Source organism: Streptomyces litmocidini (genome assembly GCF_014649755.1).
In the GTDB taxonomy this organism is placed as follows: Bacteria; Actinomycetota; Actinomycetes; order Streptomycetales; family Streptomycetaceae; genus Streptomyces; species Streptomyces litmocidini.
Window position 1 is genome coordinate 471921 of record NZ_BMTQ01000004.1, and the last position, 18108, is coordinate 490028.

At 73.0% G+C, this 18108-nt stretch carries 13 protein-coding genes and 2 pseudogenes; 5 read left to right on the plus strand and 10 right to left on the minus strand.

Features of this window, described 5'->3' with window-relative positions:
• The first annotated feature begins 46 nt into the window (after nucleotides 1-46).
• A complete protein-coding gene (locus tag IE180_RS11720) occupies nucleotides 47-2260 on the plus strand; it encodes a heavy metal translocating P-type ATPase (protein WP_190156745.1) in 2214 nt (737 codons plus the stop codon).
• A 370-nt stretch (nucleotides 2261-2630) separates the two neighbouring features.
• Here the strand turns inward: IE180_RS11720 and IE180_RS11725 are convergent, their stop codons facing one another.
• Both IE180_RS11725 and recD2 read right to left on the minus strand, forming a co-directional pair.
• Nucleotides 2631-3920, minus strand: coding sequence for a citrate synthase (locus tag IE180_RS11725; protein ID WP_030685223.1), 1290 nt, complete (start codon nucleotides 3918-3920; stop codon nucleotides 2631-2633).
• A 179-nt stretch (nucleotides 3921-4099) separates the two neighbouring features.
• The gene (gene recD2, locus IE180_RS11730; protein ID WP_190156746.1) at nucleotides 4100-6325 is read right to left on the minus strand and encodes an SF1B family DNA helicase RecD2; all 2226 of its coding nucleotides are present in this window, start codon (nucleotides 6323-6325) and stop codon (nucleotides 4100-4102) included.
• Between the two features lie 219 nt (nucleotides 6326-6544).
• Between recD2 and IE180_RS11735 the strand changes: the two genes are divergently transcribed.
• Nucleotides 6545-7087 (plus strand): hypothetical protein, encoded by a 543-nt coding sequence (locus IE180_RS11735; RefSeq protein ID WP_229860434.1) that lies wholly within the window; start codon nucleotides 6545-6547, stop codon nucleotides 7085-7087.
• A gap of 105 nt (nucleotides 7088-7192) precedes the next feature.
• On the opposite strand, the gene IE180_RS11740 is transcribed toward IE180_RS11735, so the two are convergent.
• Genes IE180_RS11740 through IE180_RS11750 form a run of 3 tightly spaced genes read right to left on the minus strand, consistent with a single transcriptional unit; the run spans nucleotide 7193 to nucleotide 10292 of the window.
• Nucleotides 7193-7966 (minus strand): sugar phosphate isomerase/epimerase family protein, encoded by a 774-nt coding sequence (locus tag IE180_RS11740; RefSeq protein WP_190156870.1) that lies wholly within the window; start codon nucleotides 7964-7966, stop codon nucleotides 7193-7195.
• A 26-nt stretch (nucleotides 7967-7992) separates the two neighbouring features.
• Entirely contained in the window at nucleotides 7993-9144 is a 1152-nt protein-coding gene (locus IE180_RS11745; protein WP_190156747.1) for a dihydrodipicolinate synthase family protein, read from the minus strand.
• Nucleotides 9141-10292 carry a Gfo/Idh/MocA family protein gene (locus IE180_RS11750; protein WP_190156748.1) on the minus strand — a complete coding sequence of 384 codons (1152 nt, stop codon included), beginning with the start codon at nucleotides 10290-10292 and terminating at the stop codon, nucleotides 9141-9143. The genes IE180_RS11745 and IE180_RS11750 overlap by 4 nt, the downstream gene beginning before the upstream one ends.
• A gap of 142 nt (nucleotides 10293-10434) precedes the next feature.
• On the opposite strand from IE180_RS11750, the gene IE180_RS11755 reads away from it, so the two are divergent.
• Nucleotides 10435-11481, plus strand: coding sequence for a LacI family DNA-binding transcriptional regulator (locus tag IE180_RS11755; protein WP_190156749.1), 1047 nt, complete (start codon nucleotides 10435-10437; stop codon nucleotides 11479-11481).
• 7 nt (nucleotides 11482-11488) lie between these two features.
• Here the strand turns inward: IE180_RS11755 and IE180_RS11760 are convergent, their stop codons facing one another.
• The 3 genes and pseudogenes from IE180_RS11760 to IE180_RS11770 all read right to left on the minus strand — a co-directional run.
• Nucleotides 11489-12127: an AAA family ATPase gene (locus tag IE180_RS11760; protein ID WP_190156750.1), complete on the minus strand. Its 639-nt coding sequence runs from the start codon at nucleotides 12125-12127 to the stop codon at nucleotides 11489-11491.
• A 36-nt stretch (nucleotides 12128-12163) separates the two neighbouring features.
• Nucleotides 12164-12766: an LppU/SCO3897 family protein gene (locus tag IE180_RS11765; protein ID WP_373302741.1), complete on the minus strand. Its 603-nt coding sequence runs from the start codon at nucleotides 12764-12766 to the stop codon at nucleotides 12164-12166.
• Between the two features lie 209 nt (nucleotides 12767-12975).
• Nucleotides 12976-13402: pseudogene (locus tag IE180_RS11770) on the minus strand (EamA family transporter); the annotation flags it as partial.
• Here IE180_RS11770 and IE180_RS11775 point away from each other — a divergent pair.
• Both IE180_RS11775 and IE180_RS11780 read left to right on the plus strand, forming a co-directional pair.
• A pseudogene (locus IE180_RS11775) lies at nucleotides 13394-13870 on the plus strand (LysR substrate-binding domain-containing protein); the annotation flags it as partial. The pseudogenes IE180_RS11770 and IE180_RS11775 overlap by 9 nt on opposite strands.
• Nucleotides 13871-13980: 110 nt before the next feature.
• Nucleotides 13981-15810: a glycoside hydrolase family 3 protein gene (locus tag IE180_RS11780; RefSeq protein ID WP_190156752.1), complete on the plus strand. Its 1830-nt coding sequence runs from the start codon at nucleotides 13981-13983 to the stop codon at nucleotides 15808-15810.
• A 73-nt stretch (nucleotides 15811-15883) separates the two neighbouring features.
• On the opposite strand, the gene IE180_RS11785 is transcribed toward IE180_RS11780, so the two are convergent.
• Both IE180_RS11785 and IE180_RS11790 read right to left on the minus strand, forming a co-directional pair.
• The gene (locus IE180_RS11785) at nucleotides 15884-17335 is read right to left on the minus strand and encodes a serine protease (RefSeq protein ID WP_190156753.1); all 1452 of its coding nucleotides are present in this window, start codon (nucleotides 17333-17335) and stop codon (nucleotides 15884-15886) included.
• Between the two features lie 99 nt (nucleotides 17336-17434).
• Nucleotides 17435-17938 carry a hypothetical protein gene (locus IE180_RS11790; RefSeq protein ID WP_373302732.1) on the minus strand — a complete coding sequence of 168 codons (504 nt, stop codon included), beginning with the start codon at nucleotides 17936-17938 and terminating at the stop codon, nucleotides 17435-17437.
• Nucleotides 17939-18108 lie beyond the last annotated feature (170 nt).

An 18108-nucleotide genomic window follows, 5' to 3' on the forward strand; every position in this document is an offset into this window, starting at 1 on the left:
CCGTACCGTGGTCGGGTACGGCCCTGCTCCCCTTTGGAACCCGCACATGCCAAGCACCACCGTCACCGAGCTGACGATCGGCGGGATGACCTGCGCCTCCTGCGCCGCCCGCGTCGAGAAGAAGCTCAACCGGATGGACGGCGTCAGCGCCACCGTCAACTACGCCACCGAGAAGGCGCGCGTCGAGCACGCGCCGGACGTCGGCGTCGACGAGCTGATCGCCACCGTCGTGAAGACCGGCTACACCGCCGAGGAGCCCGCCCCTCCGGTGGAAGAACCGGACGGGCCCGACGAGCCGGAGGACCCCGAGCTCGCCTCCCTCCGGCAGCGGCTCACCGTCTCCGCGCTCCTCGCGGCGCCCGTGGTCCTGCTCGCCATGATCCCCTCGCTCCAGTTCGACGACTGGCAGTGGCTCTCGCTCACCCTCGCCTCCCCCGTCGTCGTCTGGGGCGGACTGCCCTTCCACCGGGCCGCCTGGACCAACCTCCGGCACGGCGCCGCCACCATGGACACCCTCGTCTCGGTCGGCACCCTGGCGGCCTACGGCTGGTCGCTCTGGGCCCTCTTCCTCGGCGACGCCGGCATGCCGGGCATGCGGCACGGCTTCGACCTCACCGCCGACCGCGCCCACGCCTCCTCCGCGATCTACCTGGAGGTCGCCGCCGGGGTCGTCGCCTTCATCCTCCTCGGCCGCTACCTGGAGGCCCGCGCCAAGCGGAAGGCCGGCTCCGCGCTGCGGGCCCTGATGGAGCTCGGCGCCAAGGACGTGGCGGTCCTCAGGGAGGGCAAGGAGGTGCGGGTGCCGGTCGGCGACCTCCGGACCGGCGACCACTTCGTCGTACGCCCCGGGGAGAAGATCGCCACCGACGGCACCGTCGCCGAGGGCGCCTCCGCCGTCGACGCCTCCCTGCTCACCGGCGAGTCGCTGCCCCTGGACGTCGCCCCCGGCTCCCCCGTCACCGGCGGCTGCGTCAACGTCTCCGGCCGGCTCGTCGTCGAGGCGACCCGGGTCGGCACCGACACGCGGCTGGCCCGCATCGCACGGCTCGTCGAGGAGGCCCAGAGCGGCAAGGCCGAGGTGCAGCGGCTCGCCGACCGGATCTCCGCCGTCTTCGTCCCGGCGGTCCTCCTCGTCGCCCTCGCCACCCTCGTGACCTGGCTCCTCCTGACGGACGACGTCACCGCCTCCTTCACCGCCGCCGTCGCCGTCCTGATCATCGCCTGCCCCTGCGCCCTCGGCCTGGCCACCCCGACCGCCCTCATGGTCGGCACCGGCCGCGGCGCCCAGCTCGGCATCCTCATCAAGGGCCCCGAAGTGCTGGAGTCCACCCGCCGCGTCGACACGGTCGTCCTCGACAAGACCGGGACGGTCACCACCGGCCGGATGCGGCTGACGGGCGTGCACGTGCACGGCGGGCGGTACGGCACCGACTCCGCCGACGAGACCGAGCTGCTGCGCCTCGCGGGCGCCCTGGAGCACTCCTCCGAGCACCCGGTCGCCCGCGCGATCGCGGCCGGCGCCGCCGAGCGCTGCGGGGAGCTGCCCACGCCGAAGACCTTCGAGAACGTGCCCGGCCTCGGCGTGCGCGGCTCCGTCGACGGCCGGCTCGTCCTCGTCGGGCGCGCCGCCCTGCTCGCGTCCGAGGGCGTCGAGGCGCCCGCGACGACGGAGCCCGGCGCCGTCCACGTCGCCTGGGACGGGGTGGCCCGGGGCACCCTGACCGTCGCCGACGCCGTCAAGGACACCAGCGCCGAGGCGGTCGCCCGGCTGCGGGCCCTGGGACTGCGGCCGGTGCTGCTCACCGGGGACCACCGGGCGGTCGCGGAGGCGGTCGCCGCCGAGGTGGGCATCGACGAGGTGATCGCGGAGGTGCTGCCCGAGGAGAAGGCCGAGGTGGTCCGGCGGCTCCAGGACGAGGGCCGTACGGTCGCGATGGTGGGCGACGGGGTGAACGACGCCGCCGCGCTCGCCACGGCCGACCTGGGGCTCGCGATGGGGACCGGCACCGACGCGGCGATCGAGGCGAGCGACCTGACCCTGGTCCGGGGCGACCTCCGGGTCGCGGCGGACGCCATCCGGCTCGCCCGGCGGACCCTGGCGACGATCCGGGGGAACCTGGGCTGGGCCTTCGGCTACAACCTCGCCGCGCTGCCCCTCGCGGCGGCCGGACTCCTCAACCCGATGATCGCGGGCCTGGCCATGGCCCTTTCGTCCGTCTTCGTCGTGTCCAACAGCCTGCGACTGCGTCGGTTCACGTGAATTCACCCACGTGTGACGCACAGGACCTTCACAAAGAGATCTAGATCACAGATATTGGGGGGTAACCATCTGGGCTGTTCGCGAGTCTAAGTGGGCGATGCCAAGAACGTCTTGGGGGACGTTCATGGGATGTCTTGGGGGACGTCCCAGGCAAGCGCGGCCGGGGCACGTGCTCGGGGAGCTTTGAGCGGCCCTCCCGTACGTACCCCGGCAGACCGCGCGCCAGACGCCCGGCCCGGATCCCGTGGGGGGAATCCGCACCGGGACATGGAAAGCGCCCCGCTCGCCGACCCGTGGGGGGATCGGTGGCGGGGCGCTTTTCGCTCGAGCGGACGACCGCGACCGGCGATCGGCTGCCGGCGGTCGGCGACTAGCGGGCCTCGACCGGGACGAAGTCGCGGAGGACCTCACCCGTGTAGATCTGGCGCGGGCGGCCGATGCGGGAACCCGGCTCCTTGATCATCTCGTGCCACTGGGCGATCCAGCCGGGAAGGCGGCCGAGCGCGAAGAGCACGGTGAACATCTCGGTCGGGAAGCCCATCGCGCGGTAGATGAGGCCCGTGTAGAAGTCCACGTTCGGGTAGAGGTTGCGCGAGACGAAGTACTCGTCGGAGAGCGCGTGCTCCTCCAGCTTGAGCGCGATGTCGAGCAGCTCGTCGGACTTGCCGAGGGCCGAGAGGACATCGTGCGCCGCTGCCTTGATGATCTTGGCGCGCGGGTCGAAGGACTTGTACACCCGGTGGCCGAAGCCCATCAGGCGGACGCCGTCCTCCTTGTTCTTCACCTTGCGGATGAAGGAGTCGACATCGCCGCCGTTGGCCTGGATGCCCTCCAGCATCTCCAGGACCGACTGGTTGGCGCCGCCGTGCAGCGGACCCCACAGGGCCGAGATGCCGGCGGAGATCGAGGCGAACATGTTCGCCTGCGAGGAGCCGACCAGGCGCACGGTGGAGGTGGAGCAGTTCTGCTCGTGGTCCGCGTGCAGGATCAGCAGCTTGTCGAGCGCGGAGACGACGACCGGGTCGAGGTCGTACTCCTGCGCGGGGACCGAGAAGGTCATGCGCAGGAAGTTCTCGACGTAGCCGAGGTCGTTGCGCGGGTAGACGAACGGGTGACCGATCGACTTCTTGTACGCGTACGCCGCGATCGTCGGAAGCTTGGCGAGCAGCCGGATCGTGGAGAGGTGGCGCTGCTGCTCGTCGAACGGGTTGTGGCTGTCCTGGTAGAAGGTGGACAGCGCGGAGACCACCGAGGACAGCATCGCCATCGGGTGGGCGTCCCGCGGGAAGCCGCGGAAGAAGTTCTTGACGTCCTCGTGGACCAGCGTGTGCTGCGTGATCTCGTTCTTGAAGGTCGACAGCTCGTCGACCTTGGGCAGCTCACCGTTGATCAGCAGGTACGCCACCTCAAGGAAGGTGGAGCGCTCCGCCAGCTGCTCGATGGGGTAGCCGCGGTACCGCAGAATGCCCTGCTCACCGTCGAGGTAGGTGATGGCGGATTTATAGGCGGCGGTGTTGCCGTATCCGCTGTCCAGGGTGACCAGACCGGTCTGGGCTCGGAGTTTGCCGATGTCGAAGCCCTTGTCGCCGACGGTGCTCTCGACCACCGGGTAGGTGTATTCACCGTCCGCGTACCGCAGTACTACAGAGTTGTCGCTCACGTCATCCCTCACCGACGTAGTGCCTCTTCTTCGAGGTGCCCTGACTGTCTCTACCATCCCCCATTTGGCTCAGGAGAGTGCACTCGGGGTCGCTCATTGGGCCATTCGGCGGCACTCAGTGCCGCCAACCTTCATATCCTGCCCCCTTCGCCCCGGTTCCGGTAGCCCTCCGTGATCTTTCACACGAGGGCGTCCCCTGTGAGGCGATGGGCCAGTGCGGTAAAGCGCCTGCCCGCCGAGACCGTACGGACCGCCTGGGCGATCGCCCGGCGGGATCCGACCAGGACGACCAGCTTCCGGGCCCGGGTCACGGCCGTGTAGAGCAGGTTCCGCTGGAGCATCATCCAGGCGCTCATGGTGACCGGAATCACCACCGCCGGATACTCGCTGCCCTGCGAACGGTGGATGGTGACCGCGTACGCGTGGGCGAGTTCGTCCAGCTCGTCGAAGTCGTACGGCACCTCCTCGTCCTCGTCCGTCCGCACGGTCAGCCGCTGCTCGACGGCGTCCAGGGCCGTGACGACGCCGACCGTACCGTTGAAGACCCCGTTGGCCCCCTTCTCATAGTTGTTCCGAATCTGGGTCACCTTGTCGCCGACCCGGAAGACCCGGCCGCCGAACCGCTTCTCCGGCAGGTCCGGACGGGCCGGGGTGATCGCCTGCTGGAGCAGGCCGTTCAGCGCGCCCGCGCCCGCCGGGCCCCGGTGCATGGGGGCGAGGACCTGGACGTCCCGGCGCGGGTCCAGGCCGAACTTGGCCGGAATGCGCCGGGCCGCGACGTCCACGGCGACCCGGGCGGCGTCCTCCGTCTCCTCCTCGGCGAAGAGGAAGAAGTCCGGCAGGCCCTGGGTCTGCGGCGGGGTGCCCGAGTTGATCCGGTGCGCGTTGACCACCACCCCGGACTGCTGGGCCTGCCGGAAGATCCGGGTCAGCCGCACCGCCGGCACGGGGCTGCCCGGGGAGAGCAGATCGCCGAGGACCTCGCCCGCGCCGACCGACGGCAGCTGGTCGACGTCCCCCACCAGCAGCAGATGGGCACCCGGCGCCACGGCCTTGACCAGCTTGTTCGCCAGGAGCAGGTCGAGCATGGAGGCCTCGTCGACGACGATCAGATCGGCGTCGAGCGGCCGGTCCCGGTCGTAGGCCGCGTCCCCGCCCGGCTTCAGCTCCAGGAGCCGGTGCACGGTGGAGGCCTCGGCGCCGGTCAGCTCGGCGAGCCGCTTGGCGGCCCGCCCGGTGGGGGCGGCGAGCACGACCTTGGCCCTCTTGGCGCGGGCCAGCTCCACGATCGAGCGGACCGTGAAGGACTTCCCGCAGCCGGGACCGCCGGTGAGCACGGCGACCTTGCGGGTGAGGGCGAGCCGCACGGCCTCCTCCTGCTCGGGCGCCAGCGACGCCCCCGTCCGGTCGGCGAGCCAGGCCAGCGCCTTGTCCCAGGCCACGTCCCGGAAGGCCGGCATCCGGTCCTCCTCGGTCCGCAGGAGCCGCCGGAGCTGACCGGCGAGGGACAGCTCGGCCCGGTGGAAGGGGATCAGGTACACGGCCGTGACGGGCGTCCCCTCGGGGCCGGGCACGACCTCCCGCACGACCCCTTCGGGATCCTCGGCGAGCTCGCCGAGGCACTCGATGACGAGTCCGGTGTCGACCTGCAGCAGCTTGACGGCGTCCGCGATGAGCCGCTCCTCGGGAAGGAAGCAGTGCCCCTGGTCGCTGGACTGCGACAGGGCGTACTGCAGGCCCGCCTTCACCCGGTCGGGGCTGTCGTGCGGGATGCCGACGGCCTGGGCGATCCGGTCGGCGGTGAGGAAGCCGATGCCCCACACGTCGGCGGCGAGGCGGTAGGGCTGGTTCCTCACGACCGAGATCGACGCGTCCCCGTACTTCTTGTAGATCCGCACGGCGATGGAGGTCGAGACGCCGACGCCCTGGAGGAAGACCATCACCTCCTTGATCGCCTTCTGCTCCTCCCAGGCCGCGGTGATGTTCTTGGTCCGCTTGGGCCCGAGCCCGGGGACCTCGATCAGGCGCGCGGGGGCCTCTTCGAGGATGTCGAGGGTGTCGAGCCCGAAGTGCTGCGTGATGCGGTCGGCGAAGACCGGGCCGATGCCCTTGATCAGACCGGAGCCGAGGTAGCGCCGGATGCCCTGGATGGTGGCGGGCAGGACGGTCGTGTAGTTGTCGACGGTGAACTGCTTGCCGTACTGCGGATGCGACCCCCAGCGGCCCTCCATCCGCAGCGACTCCCCCGGCTGCGCGCCGAGCAGCGCCCCGACCACCGTGAGCAGGTCCCCGGCGCCCCGCCCGGTGTCGACCCGGGCGACCGTGTACCCGCTCTCCTCGTTGGCGTAGGTGATCCGCTCCAGGACACCTTCGACCACTGCCGGCCCGCGGCCCTCGTTGGACATGTCTCGACGGTAGCGAAGGGGTCGGACATCGTGCGACGGGCTCCGGAATGGCGTTGTTCCGCCACACGGCGCGCGGCGGTCGTCCCGTTCGGTGACGACCGCCGCGCGAACGCGCTGATGATCCCCGGAAAGTGCGCAGGGACGCCTTCGTCAAGACAGCTGCGCCTGCCACCCGCCTGTCCTGATTCGTCCTTCAAGGCGTCCCGGGCCGCCGGAACGATGGACATGCCTTCGGGCGGCGGTCACGACCGGGCCGTCGACGTCACCGACGTGAGGGGAAACAAGGGCATGAAGTGGATCAAGAGCCTGGCCATGACGGGCGCGGCCGTGGTGCTGACCGCCGGCCAACTGCTGGCCGGCACCGCGTCGGCCGCGCCCGCGGCCGGCCGGGCGGACGGCCTCCAGCAGAAGGTCGACGCCTATCTAGCGAGCCACCCCGGTGAGCGTCAGCTCGCCGAGGGCAAGGCGACCATGCCCGGCGGGTCCGTCACCTTCTCCGCCACCGGCACCGCCGACGCCGCCGCCATCAGCTGCGGCTACGGGCACCTGTGCATCCAGGACGGCAACGGCAGCCGCTGGGACTACTACTACTGCGGTTACTACGACTTCTCCGGTGTCGGCGACGGGTACTTCAACAACAACCAGACCTCGGGCACCGTCGCGAGGTTCTACAACAGCGACGGCAGCCTCCGCTGGACCAGCAGGGCCCCGCAGAGCGGCACGGCGTCGTGGACGCCGGTGTACCACATCCGCCCCTGTTGACCTCCCGGAGTCCGGCCGGACGGCGCTCCGCCTCCACGTCGGTGGAGGCGGAGCGCCGTCCGGTCCGGGGCTTTCCGAGGGCCGCCCGCGCCGGCCGGTGGCGCGTCACATCGCCAGGAACGCCTCCAGCGTCTCCTCCAGGACCTCCACGCCGTCCCTCGCCCACAGTTCGCCGTTGAAGAGCTCCACCTCGACCGGGCCCGTGTAGCCGGCCTTCCCGACGAGGCCCGCCCAGGCGGCGAGGTCGATCGCTCCCGTGCCCAGCTGGCCCCGGCCGTCGAGGACGCCCGCCGGGAGCGGGGTGGTCCAGTCGGCGAGCTGGAAGGAGTGGATGCGGCCCGCCGCGCCCGCGCGCGCCACCGCCGCCGGGGCCCGGTCGTCCCACCAGAGGTGGTACGTGTCGACCGTGACGCCCACCTGGGAGGCGGGGAAGCGCTCCGCGATCTCCAGGGCCTGGTCCAGCGTCGAGACCGCGCACCGGTCGGAGGCGTACATCGGGTGCAGGGGCTCGATCGCCAGGCGGACGCCCCGCTCCCCCGCGTAGGGGGCCAGCACGCCGATCGCCTCGGCGATGCGGGCCCGGGCGGAGGGCAGGTCGGGGCAGGCCGGGGTGAGGCCGCCGGAGACCAGGACGAGGGTGTCGGTGCCGAGGGCGACGGCCTCGTCGACCGCCGCGCGGTTGTCCGGCTCCCAGCCGTCCGAGGTGAAGAAGCCGCCCCGGCAGAGGGTGGTGACGGCGAGCCCCGCGTCCCGCACGAGGGCGGCCGCGGCCTCCACCCCGTACTCCCGGACCGGTTCGCGCCACAGGCCCACGCCGGGGACACCGAGCCGGACGCACTCCCGCACGAGCTCGGGGAGGGCCAGCTGCTTCACCGTCATCTGGTTGAGGGAGAAGCGGTCGAGGTTCACTGCGGGACTCCGTACACGGTGAGGAGCGAGCGCATCCGGGACTGGGCGCGGGCCGGGTCCGGGAACAGGCCGAGACCGTCCGCGAGTTCGTAGGCGCGGGCCAGGTGCGGGAGCGAGCGGGCGGACTGCAGGCCGCCGACCATCGTGAAGTGCTCCTGGTGGCCGGCCAGCCAGGCCAGGAACACCACGCCCGTCTTGTAGAAGCGGGTGGGGGGCCGGAAGAGGTGCCGGGAGAGGGCGACGGTGGGGTCGAGCGCCTTGCGGAAGCCCGCGGCGTCACCGGTGTCGAGGATCCTGACCGCCTCGGCCGCCAGCGGGCCCAGCGGGTCGAAGACGCCGAGGAGGGCGTGGCTGAAGCCCTGCTCGTCGCCCGCGATCAGCTCCGGGTAGTGGAAGTCGTCGCCCGTGTAGCAGCGGACGCCTTCGGGGAGGCGGCGGCGCAGTTCGACCTCGCGCCGGGCGTCGAGGAGGGAGACCTTGATGCCGTCGACCTTGTCGGGGTGGGCCCCGATCACGTCGAGGAAGGTCTCGGTGGCCGCGTCCAGGTCGGCCGATCCCCAGTAGCCGTCGAGCGCCGGGTCGAACATCGGGCCCAGCCAGTGCAGGATCACGGGTTCGCCCGCCTGGCGGAGGAGGTGGCCGTAGAGGTCGAGGTAGTCCTCGGGGCCGGTCGCGGCGGCGGCGAGGGCGCGGGAGGCCATGAGGACGGCCTGCGCGCCCGACTCCTCGACGACCGCGAGCTGTTCCTCGTACGCCGCGCGGATCTCCGCGAGCGTGCCGCCCGTGATCTGGTCGGTGCCGACGCCGCAGGCGATCCGGCCGCCGACCGCCCCGGCCTCGGCGGCGGACCGGCGGATCAGCTCGGCGGCGCCCGCCCAGTCGAGGCCCATCCCGCGCTGGGCGGTGTCCATGGCCTCGGCGACCCCGAGGCCGTGGGACCAGAGGTGGCGGCGGAAGGCGAGGGTGGCGTCCCAGTCGACGGCGGCCGGGGAGTCGGGGGTGGTGTCGGCGTACGGGTCGGCGACGACGTGCGCGGCGGAGAAGACCGTACGGGAGGTGGGGGGGCCGGCCGGGGAGAGCGCGAGCGGTTCGGTGCGGGGGGTGTACGCGCGCGTGGAGCCGTCCGGGAGCGGCAGGCGGAGGGTCACGGGGTCACCTCCGGGACCTCCAGGCGGCGGCCCTCGGCGGCGGACCTGAGGCCCAGTTCGGCGAGCTGGACGCCGCGGGCTCCGGCGAGGAGGTCCCAGTGGTACGGCTCGTCGAGGACGACGTGCCGGAGGAACAGCTCCCACTGGGCCTTGAAGCCGTTGTCGAACTCGGCGTTGTCGGGGACCTCCTGCCACTGGTCGCGGAAGGAGTGGGCCGCGGGGAGGTCGGGGTTCCAGACCGGCTTGGGGGTGAGGCTCCGGTGCTGGACGCGGCAGTCGCGCAGGCCCGCGACGGCGGAGCCGTGGGTGCCGTCGACCTGGAACTCGACGAGTTCGTCGCGGTGGACGCGGACCGCCCAGGAGGAGTTGATCTGGGCGACGGCGCCGCCCTCCAGCTGGAAGATGCCGTACGCGGCGTCGTCGGCGGTGGCCTCGTAGGGCTTGCCGTGCTCGTCCCAGCGGCGCGGGACGTGGGTGGCGACCTGGGCGGTGACGGAGGTGACCCGGCCGAAGAGCTCGTGGAGCACGTACTCCCAGTGGGGGAACATGTCGACGACGATGCCGCCGCCGTCCTCCGCGCGGTAGTTCCAGCTGGGGCGCTGGGCCTCCTGCCAGTCGCCCTCGAAGACCCAGTAGCCGAACTCGCCGCGCACGGACAGGATCTCGCCGAAGAAGCCGCCGTCGACGAGGCGCTTGAGCTTGAGCAGGCCGGGGAGGAACAGCTTGTCCTGGACGACGCCGTGCTTGACGCCCTTCTCGGTGGCGAGGCGGGCGAGCCGGAGGGCGCCGGCGAGGTCGGTGGCGGTGGGCTTCTCGGCGTAGACGTGCTTGCCGGCGGTGATGGCCCTGGTGAGGGCGTCGACGCGGGCGGAGGTGACCTGGGCGTCGAAGTAGACGTCGACGGTGTCGTCGGCGAGGACGGCGTCGAGGTCGGTGGACCACTCGGTGAGGCCGTGGCGCTCGGCGAGGGCGCGCAGGGCGTGTTCGCGGCGGCCGACGAGGACGGGCTCGGGCCAGAGGGTCTCGCCGTTGCCGAGGTCGAGGCCGCCCTGTTCGCGCAGGGCGAGGATCGAGCGGACGAGGTGCTGGCGGTGGCCCATGCGCCCGGTGACGCCGTTCATGGCGATGCGGACTGTCCTGCGTGTCACGAAGGGTTCCTCTCCGAGGTGCTCCGCGCGGTCCGTCCGGATCCGCGGGGAAACCGGACCCAAGGATAGAAAGCGCTTTCCATCGGAGGTGACGCTAGCCTGCCGACATCACCGCCGACAAGGCCCTGGAGGTACGCACGCGATGACCGTCACCCTGGCGGACGTGGCCGCCCGCGCACGGGTCTCCCCCGCCACCGTCTCCCGCGTCCTGAACGGCAACTACCCCGTCGCCGAGGCGACCCGGGAGCGGGTGCTGAGGGCCGTGGACGAGCTCGACTACGTCCTCAACGGCCCCGCGAGCGCCCTCGCCGCCGCCACCTCCGACCTGGTCGGCGTCCTCGTCAACGACATCGCCGACCCCTTCTTCGGGATCATGGCGAGCGCGGCGCAGAGCGCGATCGGGGAGAGCGCCACGGGGCGCGGCGGGGGCGAGAAGCTCGCCGTCGTCTGCAACACGGGCGGCTCCGCCGAACGCGAGCTGACCTACCTCACCCTGCTCCAGCGGCAGCGGGCCGCGGCCGTGATCCTCATGGGCGGCTCCCTGGAGGACCCGGAGCACCTCGCGGCGACGGCCGGCAAGCTGACGAAGCTGGCGGAGGCGGGGACCCGGGTCGTGCTGTGCGGGCGGCCGCCGACGCCGGGGGACGCGAGCGCGGCGGCGCTCGTCTTCGACAACCGCACCGGAGCGCGCCGCCTCACCGAGCACCTGCTCGGCCTCGGGCACCGGCGGATCGGCTACGTGGCGGGCCCGGCCGACCGCACCACCACCCGGCACCGCCTGGAGGGCCACCGGGACGCGCTCGCGGCGGCCGGGGTCGCCGAGGGGCCGACGGTCCACGGGCCGTACGACCGCGCCTCCGGCCACGGGGCCGCGGCCGAGCTCCTCGCCCGCGACCCGCACCTCACGGCCGTCGTCGCGGCCAACGACACGGTGGCGCTGGGCGTCTGCGCGGCCCTGCGGGAGCGGGGGCTCTCCCTCCCCGGGGACGTGTCGGTCGCGGGCTTCGACGACCTGCCGTTCTCGGTGGACGCGGTCCCGGCCCTCACGACCGTCCGCCTCCCGCTGCACGAGACGGGTGCCCGGGCGGGCCGTCTGGCGATGGGCGCGGAGGAGCCTCCGGCGGGGGGCGTGGAGAGGGTGCCGGGGGAGCTGGTGGTACGGGGGTCGACGGGGGCGCCTCGGGGGTAGGCGGCCGCTACGGGCCGACCGGGCCGACCGGGCCGTTCGACCGCGCGTCCGCACGGGTGGCGGCGTCCGCACGGGTGGCGGCGTCCGCGCGGGCGGTCAGGCCCGTCGCCGCGAGGACCGCGGCGACCGTCTCCTCGACCGTCTGCTCCGCGTTGTCGATCCAGACGCCCTCGCCGGAGAGTTCGGCGCGCATGACCCCGTCCAGGAACGCCCAGTTCGTGGTCAGCCTCTTGTGACGGGCGTTGTTGCGCTCCCAGGCCTTGTCCGGGCCGGGGGCCAGGATCACCGTGCGGAACGGGACCGCCTTCGCGTGGGCGCGGTAGAAGTCCAGGTGGGAGCGGCGCACGACCACGTCGTCGAGGACCGGCAGGAAGCCCGCCGCGGCGAAGCTGTCCGCGAGGAGACAGCCGTTGCGGGCGCGCAGCAGGATCTGCCGGTCCGCCTCCGGGTCGCCGTCCGGGGTCGGCGAGTGGCCGCCCCGGACGATCAGCTCCTGGAGGCGGTCGACCTCGATGTGCGCGGCCCGGGCGAAACGTGCCGCGAGGGCCGCCGCGACGGTGCTCTTCCCGCTCCCGGGGATGCCCGCCAACAGGACGGCGCCGGGGGCGGGTTCGGCGCTGTCGACGGTGACGTTCTCGAAGGTCATGCGGGCGGGGCCTCCCGGCTCAGCGGCGGCGCGCGGTCACAGACGCCTGACACAGTAGCCCGGCTTCCCGGAGGAGCCGGACACGTACTCGGCGTGCAGGAGTTGGTCCTCCGGCCCGCAGGAATCCCGGTCCGCGACCCGGTACTCGGCCCGCGGCGAACCGCAGTCCACCTTCAGGAGCGCCTGCTCGGGCCACTCGGCCGTCTGGTCGACGCAGTCGCCGACGGAGAGCCCGACGCGCTCGCCGTCCCCGTCGGGGCCCGCGATCAGCCCGATGAGGAAGAGCGTCGGGATCGCGGCCGCGACGAGCACGAAGGGGGTGAGCACCAGCATCGCGGGCGGGCGCCGCAGCACCCGCCTTCCCGGGTCCAGCGGCGGGCGCAGGGCGCCGTACGGCTCGGGCAGGCGGCGGAACGCCGAGCGGGCGCCGAGGACGTTGCCGAGCACGACGAACGGCGTGACGAACAGCGAGAAAACGCCCCACCAGCCGGTCACGAGCGTGTCGGAGGTCATGGTCCGGTAGACGGCGAGACCGCAGGTGCGGCAGAAGACGCCGCGCCGGGTGAGCGTGCGCATGATGACGACCATGCCCTGGTGGGCGCGGACCGTCGCCGCCGTCGCGGGCTGCGCCCCGCACACCTCGCAACCGTGCGGGACGGGGGCCCCGTGGGGCGGGTGGGTCCGACCGTACGGCTGGGGCGGGACCGGTTGTCCGTACGGCTGGGAGGGCACCGGTTGTCCGTACGGCTGGGGCGGCGGCCCGTACCCGTACGGCTGCGGCTGCGGCTGCGGCTGCGGCTGCGGCTGCCCGTACGGTTGCGGCGGCTGCCCGTACGGCTGCGGATGGGTCATGGTGGCGCTCCCCCGTTCGGCGTCGTCGGCACCAGCACCCTAGCCCCCGGCGCCCCGACCGCCTTCCGCCGGACGGACGTCAGCGCCACGCCCCCCACCAACAGCACGGCCGCGCACCAGCGGAGGGGACTCACGCCCTCCCCCAGGAACAGCGCGGCCGAGGACGTGCCGAAGACGGGAACGAGGAGGGAGAAGGGGGCGACGGAGGAGGCGGGGTGGCGGCGCAGGAGCCGGCCCCAGGCGCCGAAGCCGAAGACGGTCGTGATCCAGGCGACGTGGACGGGGACGCCGGCACCGGTCGAGCCCGCGCAGGGCCGCGAGGTCGCGCTCGGGGCCCTCCAGGAGGAGGGAGGGGGCGAGGAGCGGCAGAACGGGCACGGTGCTGACCCAGACCATGAAGGTGAGCGCGTCGGGCGGGGCCGCCCCGCCGGACGGCTCGCCCTCGCCTGCTTCGCGAGCGCGGCGCGCGGCCTGACGCCCCGGGTGCCGGCCGAACCGGCCCGCCTCCACCCCGAGCTCGACGCCCGCCTCTCGGAGCTGGACCCGCACCTCTCGGTCGGCCTCGTGGCGCGGGGCGTGATCGACCTGGCGGTGGCGCACGACCGGCTCACACGGACGCTGCGGGCGACGGGGCACGAGCCGCCGATCGTCCATCGGGCGGAGGAGAACCACCCGCGGGCGGCCCTGGTGGCGGCCGGTCCGGGGATCGCCCCGGTCCCGCGCCCGGGGCGGGGCGTGCCGCCCCCGGAGGTGACGCCGGTGCGGCTGGGCCCGACGCCGACGCGCCGGCTGCACGCCATGTGGCGGACGGGCGCGGCGCGGCGCCCGGCGATCCGGGAGGCGGTCCGTACGCTCCAGGACCTCTGGCCCGCGATCGCGTCGACCGGGTGAGTCCCCGCGCGGGGGATTCCTGCGCGGGTCCTTGACCTGGCAGTTACTTTCGGGCTATCCGTGACACCTTGGAAGTTTCCTTCAACCCTGCACGGCCGGAAGGAGCATCAGTGCACCACCGCGCCCCCGCCCCCTCCCGACGCACCCTCCTCACGGTGACCGCCGCAGCCGCCGCGGCGGCCGTCACCGGCACCCTCGCCCCCGCCGCCTCCGCCACCGCCGAATCCGAGACGAACGACCGCGGGCTCCGGCGGATCATCGACCGGATGTCGCTGGAGGAGAAGGTCGGCCAGCTCTTCGTGATGCGGGTCTACGGCCACTCCGCCACCGCGCCCGACCAGGCCGACATCGACGCCAACCTCGCCGAGATCGGCGTCCGCACCGCCGCCGAACTGATCGAGCGGTACCACGTCGGCGGGATCATCTACTTCACCTGGGCCCACAACACCCGCGCCCCGCAGCAGATCGCGGAACTCTCCAACGGCATCCAGCAGGCCGCGCTCGCCCGGTCCACCCCGGTCCCGGTGCTCATCTCCACCGACCAGGAGCACGGCATCGTCTGCCGGGTCGGCGCGCCGGCCACCCTGCTGCCCGGCGCGATGGCCCTCGGCGCCGGCGGCTCGCACGCGGACGCCCGCAAGGCCGCGCAGATCGCGGGCGAGGAACTCGCCGCCGTCGGCATCCGGCAGAACTACGCCCCCGTCGCCGACGTGAACGTCAACCCGGCCAACCCCGTCATCGGCGTCCGCTCCTTCGGATCGGACCCGCAGGCGGTCGCCGGGCTCGTCGCCGCGCAGGTGAAGGGGTACCAGCGGGCCGGGGTCGCGGCCACCTCCAAGCACTTCCCCGGCCACGGCGACACCGCCGTCGACAGCCACTACGGGCTGCCGACCATCACCCACACCCGGGAACAGTGGGCGGAGCTCGACGCGCCGCCGTTCCGGGCGGCGATCGACGCCGGCATCGATTCGATCATGACCGCGCACATCGTGGTCCCCGCGCTCGACCCCAGCGAGGACCCGGCGACCCTGTCCCGGCCCATCCTCACCGGCATCCTGCGCGAACAGCTCGGCTACGACGGCGTGGTGGTCACCGACTCCCTCGGCATGGAGGGCGTCCGCACCAAGTACGGCGACGAGCGCGTCCCCGTCCTCGCCCTGAAGGCCGGAGCGGACCAGCTGCTCAACCCGCCCAGGCTCGACGTGGCCTGGAACGCGGTCCTCAAGGCCGTCAGGGACGGCGAACTGACGGAGGAACGGCTCGACGAATCGATCCTGCGGATCCTGCGGCTCAAGGCGAAGCTCGGTCTCTTCCGGCAGGCGTACGCGACCCGGGCGGGCGTCGAACGGATCGTCGGCAGCGAGGAGCACCTCGCCCACGCCGACCGGATCGCCGAGGCGACCACGACCCTGCTGCTCAACGAGGACGGCTTCCTGCCGCTGAGCCCGGCCGTCCACCGCTCGGTCCTCGTCGTCGGCGCCGACCCGGCCTCGCCGTCCGGCACCACGGGCCCGCCGACCACGACGCTCGCGACGGCGCTCTCGGACCTGGGCTTCACCGCGACCGCCCTCTCCACCGGGACCACCCCCACGGCCGCGAAGGTCGAGGAGGCGGTGGCGGCGGCGGCCGGCAAGGACGTGGTCGTGGTGGGCACGTACAACGTCGGCGCCACCAGTCCGCAGCGGACGCTGGTCGCGCGGCTCGTCGCCACCGGGGTGCCCGTCGTGACGGTCGCGATCCGCAACCCGTACGACATCGCGCGGCTCGGGGGACAGCGGGCCTCTCTCGCGACCTACTCCTGGACGGACGTCGAACTCCGGGCCGCCGCCCGCGTCCTGGCCGGCCGGGCCCGGCCCGTCGGCCGCCTGCCGGTCCCGGTCCAGAGCGCGGAGGACCCGGGGCGGGAGCTGTACCCGGTGGGCTACGGCTTGTCGTACTGACGCCGCCGGACGGGACCGGCCCGCACGGGCGGGGGTGCGGGTGGCCCGTGGCCGGTCGCACCCCCGCAGCGGGTCACGGCCGCAGGCCGTGCTCCCGGGTTGCGTCCTCGTCGACCGCCACGTCGACGCGCGCGTCGAAGGCCGCCAGCGGCCGCGCCTCCCGGACCGCCGGGGCGGGGACCCCGGCCCAGGCCAGGATGCGGGCGGTCGCGTTGGCGCGCTCGGACTCGACGAGCCCGGCGACGTTCGCGCCGTGGTTCATGCCCGGCGCCACGTACACGTAGCTGTCCCGCGCGCCCTTGCCGAGGCGGAACTTCTCCGAGCCCCACGGGTCGTTGCCGCCGTAGACGAAGAGCATCTGGTTCGCGTTCTTGCGGACCCAGTCGTCGACGTCCCGCATGACCTGCGGCTTGAACTTCATGGGGATGTCGCTCGGCACGAAGCTGCTGGCCGGCTGGTAGCCGTAGCGGCTGAGTCCGTTCAGGTGCGGCTGCTTGATGGTGGGCGAACCGAGTTCGGTGGCGGCCTGGTAGTAGTACGGCGTGTAGTACTCGAGGTCCTGGTCGGTGTAGGCGGACCAGCCGGAGTAGGCGTCGATCGTCTCGTAGACGGTGTCGTCGCTCGCGGTCGCCGCGTCCGGGATCCGGTCGCAGACGTCCTGGCCGTAGTACTGCCAGAAGCCCCACACGAAGTCGAGGACGACGGCCTCGTACGCCTTGTCGAGGGAGCCGACCGTGTGGAAGGTGGCGCCCTCGGACTCGGCCCAGGCCTCGTACTTCTTCTCCAGCGGCTCGCGCCGGACGAGCGCCTCGCGCTGCATGGCGTTCAGGCGGTCGCGGCAGTCCTTCGTGCCGACGGTCTCGAAGAACCGGTCGTAGGCCGAGTCCTCCTTGTTGACCACGTCGTTCGGGGCCACGTAGGCGACGACGCCGTCCATGTCGCGCGGGTAGAAGCGCTCGTAGTACGTGGCGGTCATGCCGCCCTTGGAGGCGCCGGTGGACAGCCACTTCTGGCCGTAGATCGACTTCAGCGCCGTGTAGATGCGGTGCTGGTCGCTGGCCGCCTGCCAGATGTCGAGCTTCGACCAGTCGGCGGGCTGCGGGCGGGACGGCGTGAAGAAGCGGTACTCCATGGAGACCTGGTTGCCGTCGATGATCCGCGTCGGCTCGGTCCGGCTCGGCGTGGTGGACAGGCCGTAGCCGCTGGTGCGGAAGACGGTGGGGCGGCTCGCGTCCTTGTGGAGGATCGAGATCCGCTGCTTGAACGTGCCCGCCCACGGGCGGTGGTGGTCGATCGGCTGGACGTACTCCAGGACGAAGTAGCGGTAGCCGGCGTACGGCTTCTCCTCGATCAGGCTCATCCCGGGGATCGCCAGGATGCGGTCCTTGATGTCGGTGCTCGTGCTCTGCGAGTCGACGACGGTCGCGCTGCCGGTCTCCGTGTCCGCGGCGGTGGCCACACCGGACGACCCGACGGTGCCTATGAGCACCGAAAGCGACAACGCCCATCTCAGCGACTTGCGCATTCACCCTCCCCTTGGTTCACAACGGTGTCGCGAACCTAGCGGGGGCAACGTACGGACCGCCAGACCCAGTTGGTCCTCACCCTTGGACTTTCCTGCGCATCAGCACAGGATCCAGCCCGTCGCCGTGCCCCGGCCCGCCACCGAACCGGTCGCCTTGACGCAGCGGTTGAGGGCGTGGACGGTCAGGGGGCCCGCCTGCCGGTCGAAGCGCCCGGCCCGGACGACGGGGCGGCCGCCGCGCGGCTGGAGCGAGACGGACATCGGGCGGCGGGGGCCGGGCCGCCCGGCGACGGTGACGGCGCAGACGTACTGGCGGGTCCGGTAGAGGCGGAGTTCCCCGGTGGCGAAGGTGATCGTCCGGGTGGGCCGGCCGTGGCAGGCGGCGGCGGCGTCGGCGGTTCCGCCGCCGGGCCCGGGTCCGGGGAGGAGGAGCAGCGCGAGGGCGGCGAGGAGCGGGGCGAGCACGCGCGCGAGGGCGCGGGCGGGTGCGGGGCGGTGAGGCCTGTCGGGGCGGCCGTCCCCCTCGGGGCGGTGACGCCGCTCCTCGGGGCGGTCGTACCCCTCGGGGCGGTCGTGCCCTGCGGGCCGCCGGTCCGTGCTCATGCGTTCCCCTCCCTGGGCGGGTCGTCGTACGGCCGTACGACGCACACCGCTCCGGAATGGTTGCCTCCGCACGTACCGGTCGCCCGGAGGCCGCCATGGCCAGGGACAGGAGGACGGCCTCCGCGCCGCACTGGACCCGGAACGCGGTCCGGGCGACGACCCCGGCGAGC

Coding starts and splice junctions, on each gene's coding strand:
- IE180_RS11720 (WP_190156745.1), top strand. CDS start 47: ATGCCAAGCACCACCGTCACCGAGCTGACGATCGGCGGGATGACCTGC.
- recD2 (WP_190156746.1), bottom strand. CDS start 6,325: ATGTCCAACGAGGGCCGCGGGCCGGCAGTGGTCGAAGGTGTCCTGGAG.
- IE180_RS11735 (WP_229860434.1), top strand. CDS start 6,545: ATGGACATGCCTTCGGGCGGCGGTCACGACCGGGCCGTCGACGTCACC.
- IE180_RS11740 (WP_190156870.1), bottom strand. CDS start 7,966: ATGACGGTGAAGCAGCTGGCCCTCCCCGAGCTCGTGCGGGAGTGCGTC.
- IE180_RS11755 (WP_190156749.1), top strand. CDS start 10,435: ATGACCGTCACCCTGGCGGACGTGGCCGCCCGCGCACGGGTCTCCCCC.
- IE180_RS11760 (WP_190156750.1), bottom strand. CDS start 12,127: ATGACCTTCGAGAACGTCACCGTCGACAGCGCCGAACCCGCCCCCGGC.
- IE180_RS11785 (WP_190156753.1), bottom strand. CDS start 17,335: ATGCGCAAGTCGCTGAGATGGGCGTTGTCGCTTTCGGTGCTCATAGGC.
- IE180_RS11790 (WP_373302732.1), bottom strand. CDS start 17,938: ATGAGCACGGACCGGCGGCCCGCAGGGCACGACCGCCCCGAGGGGTAC.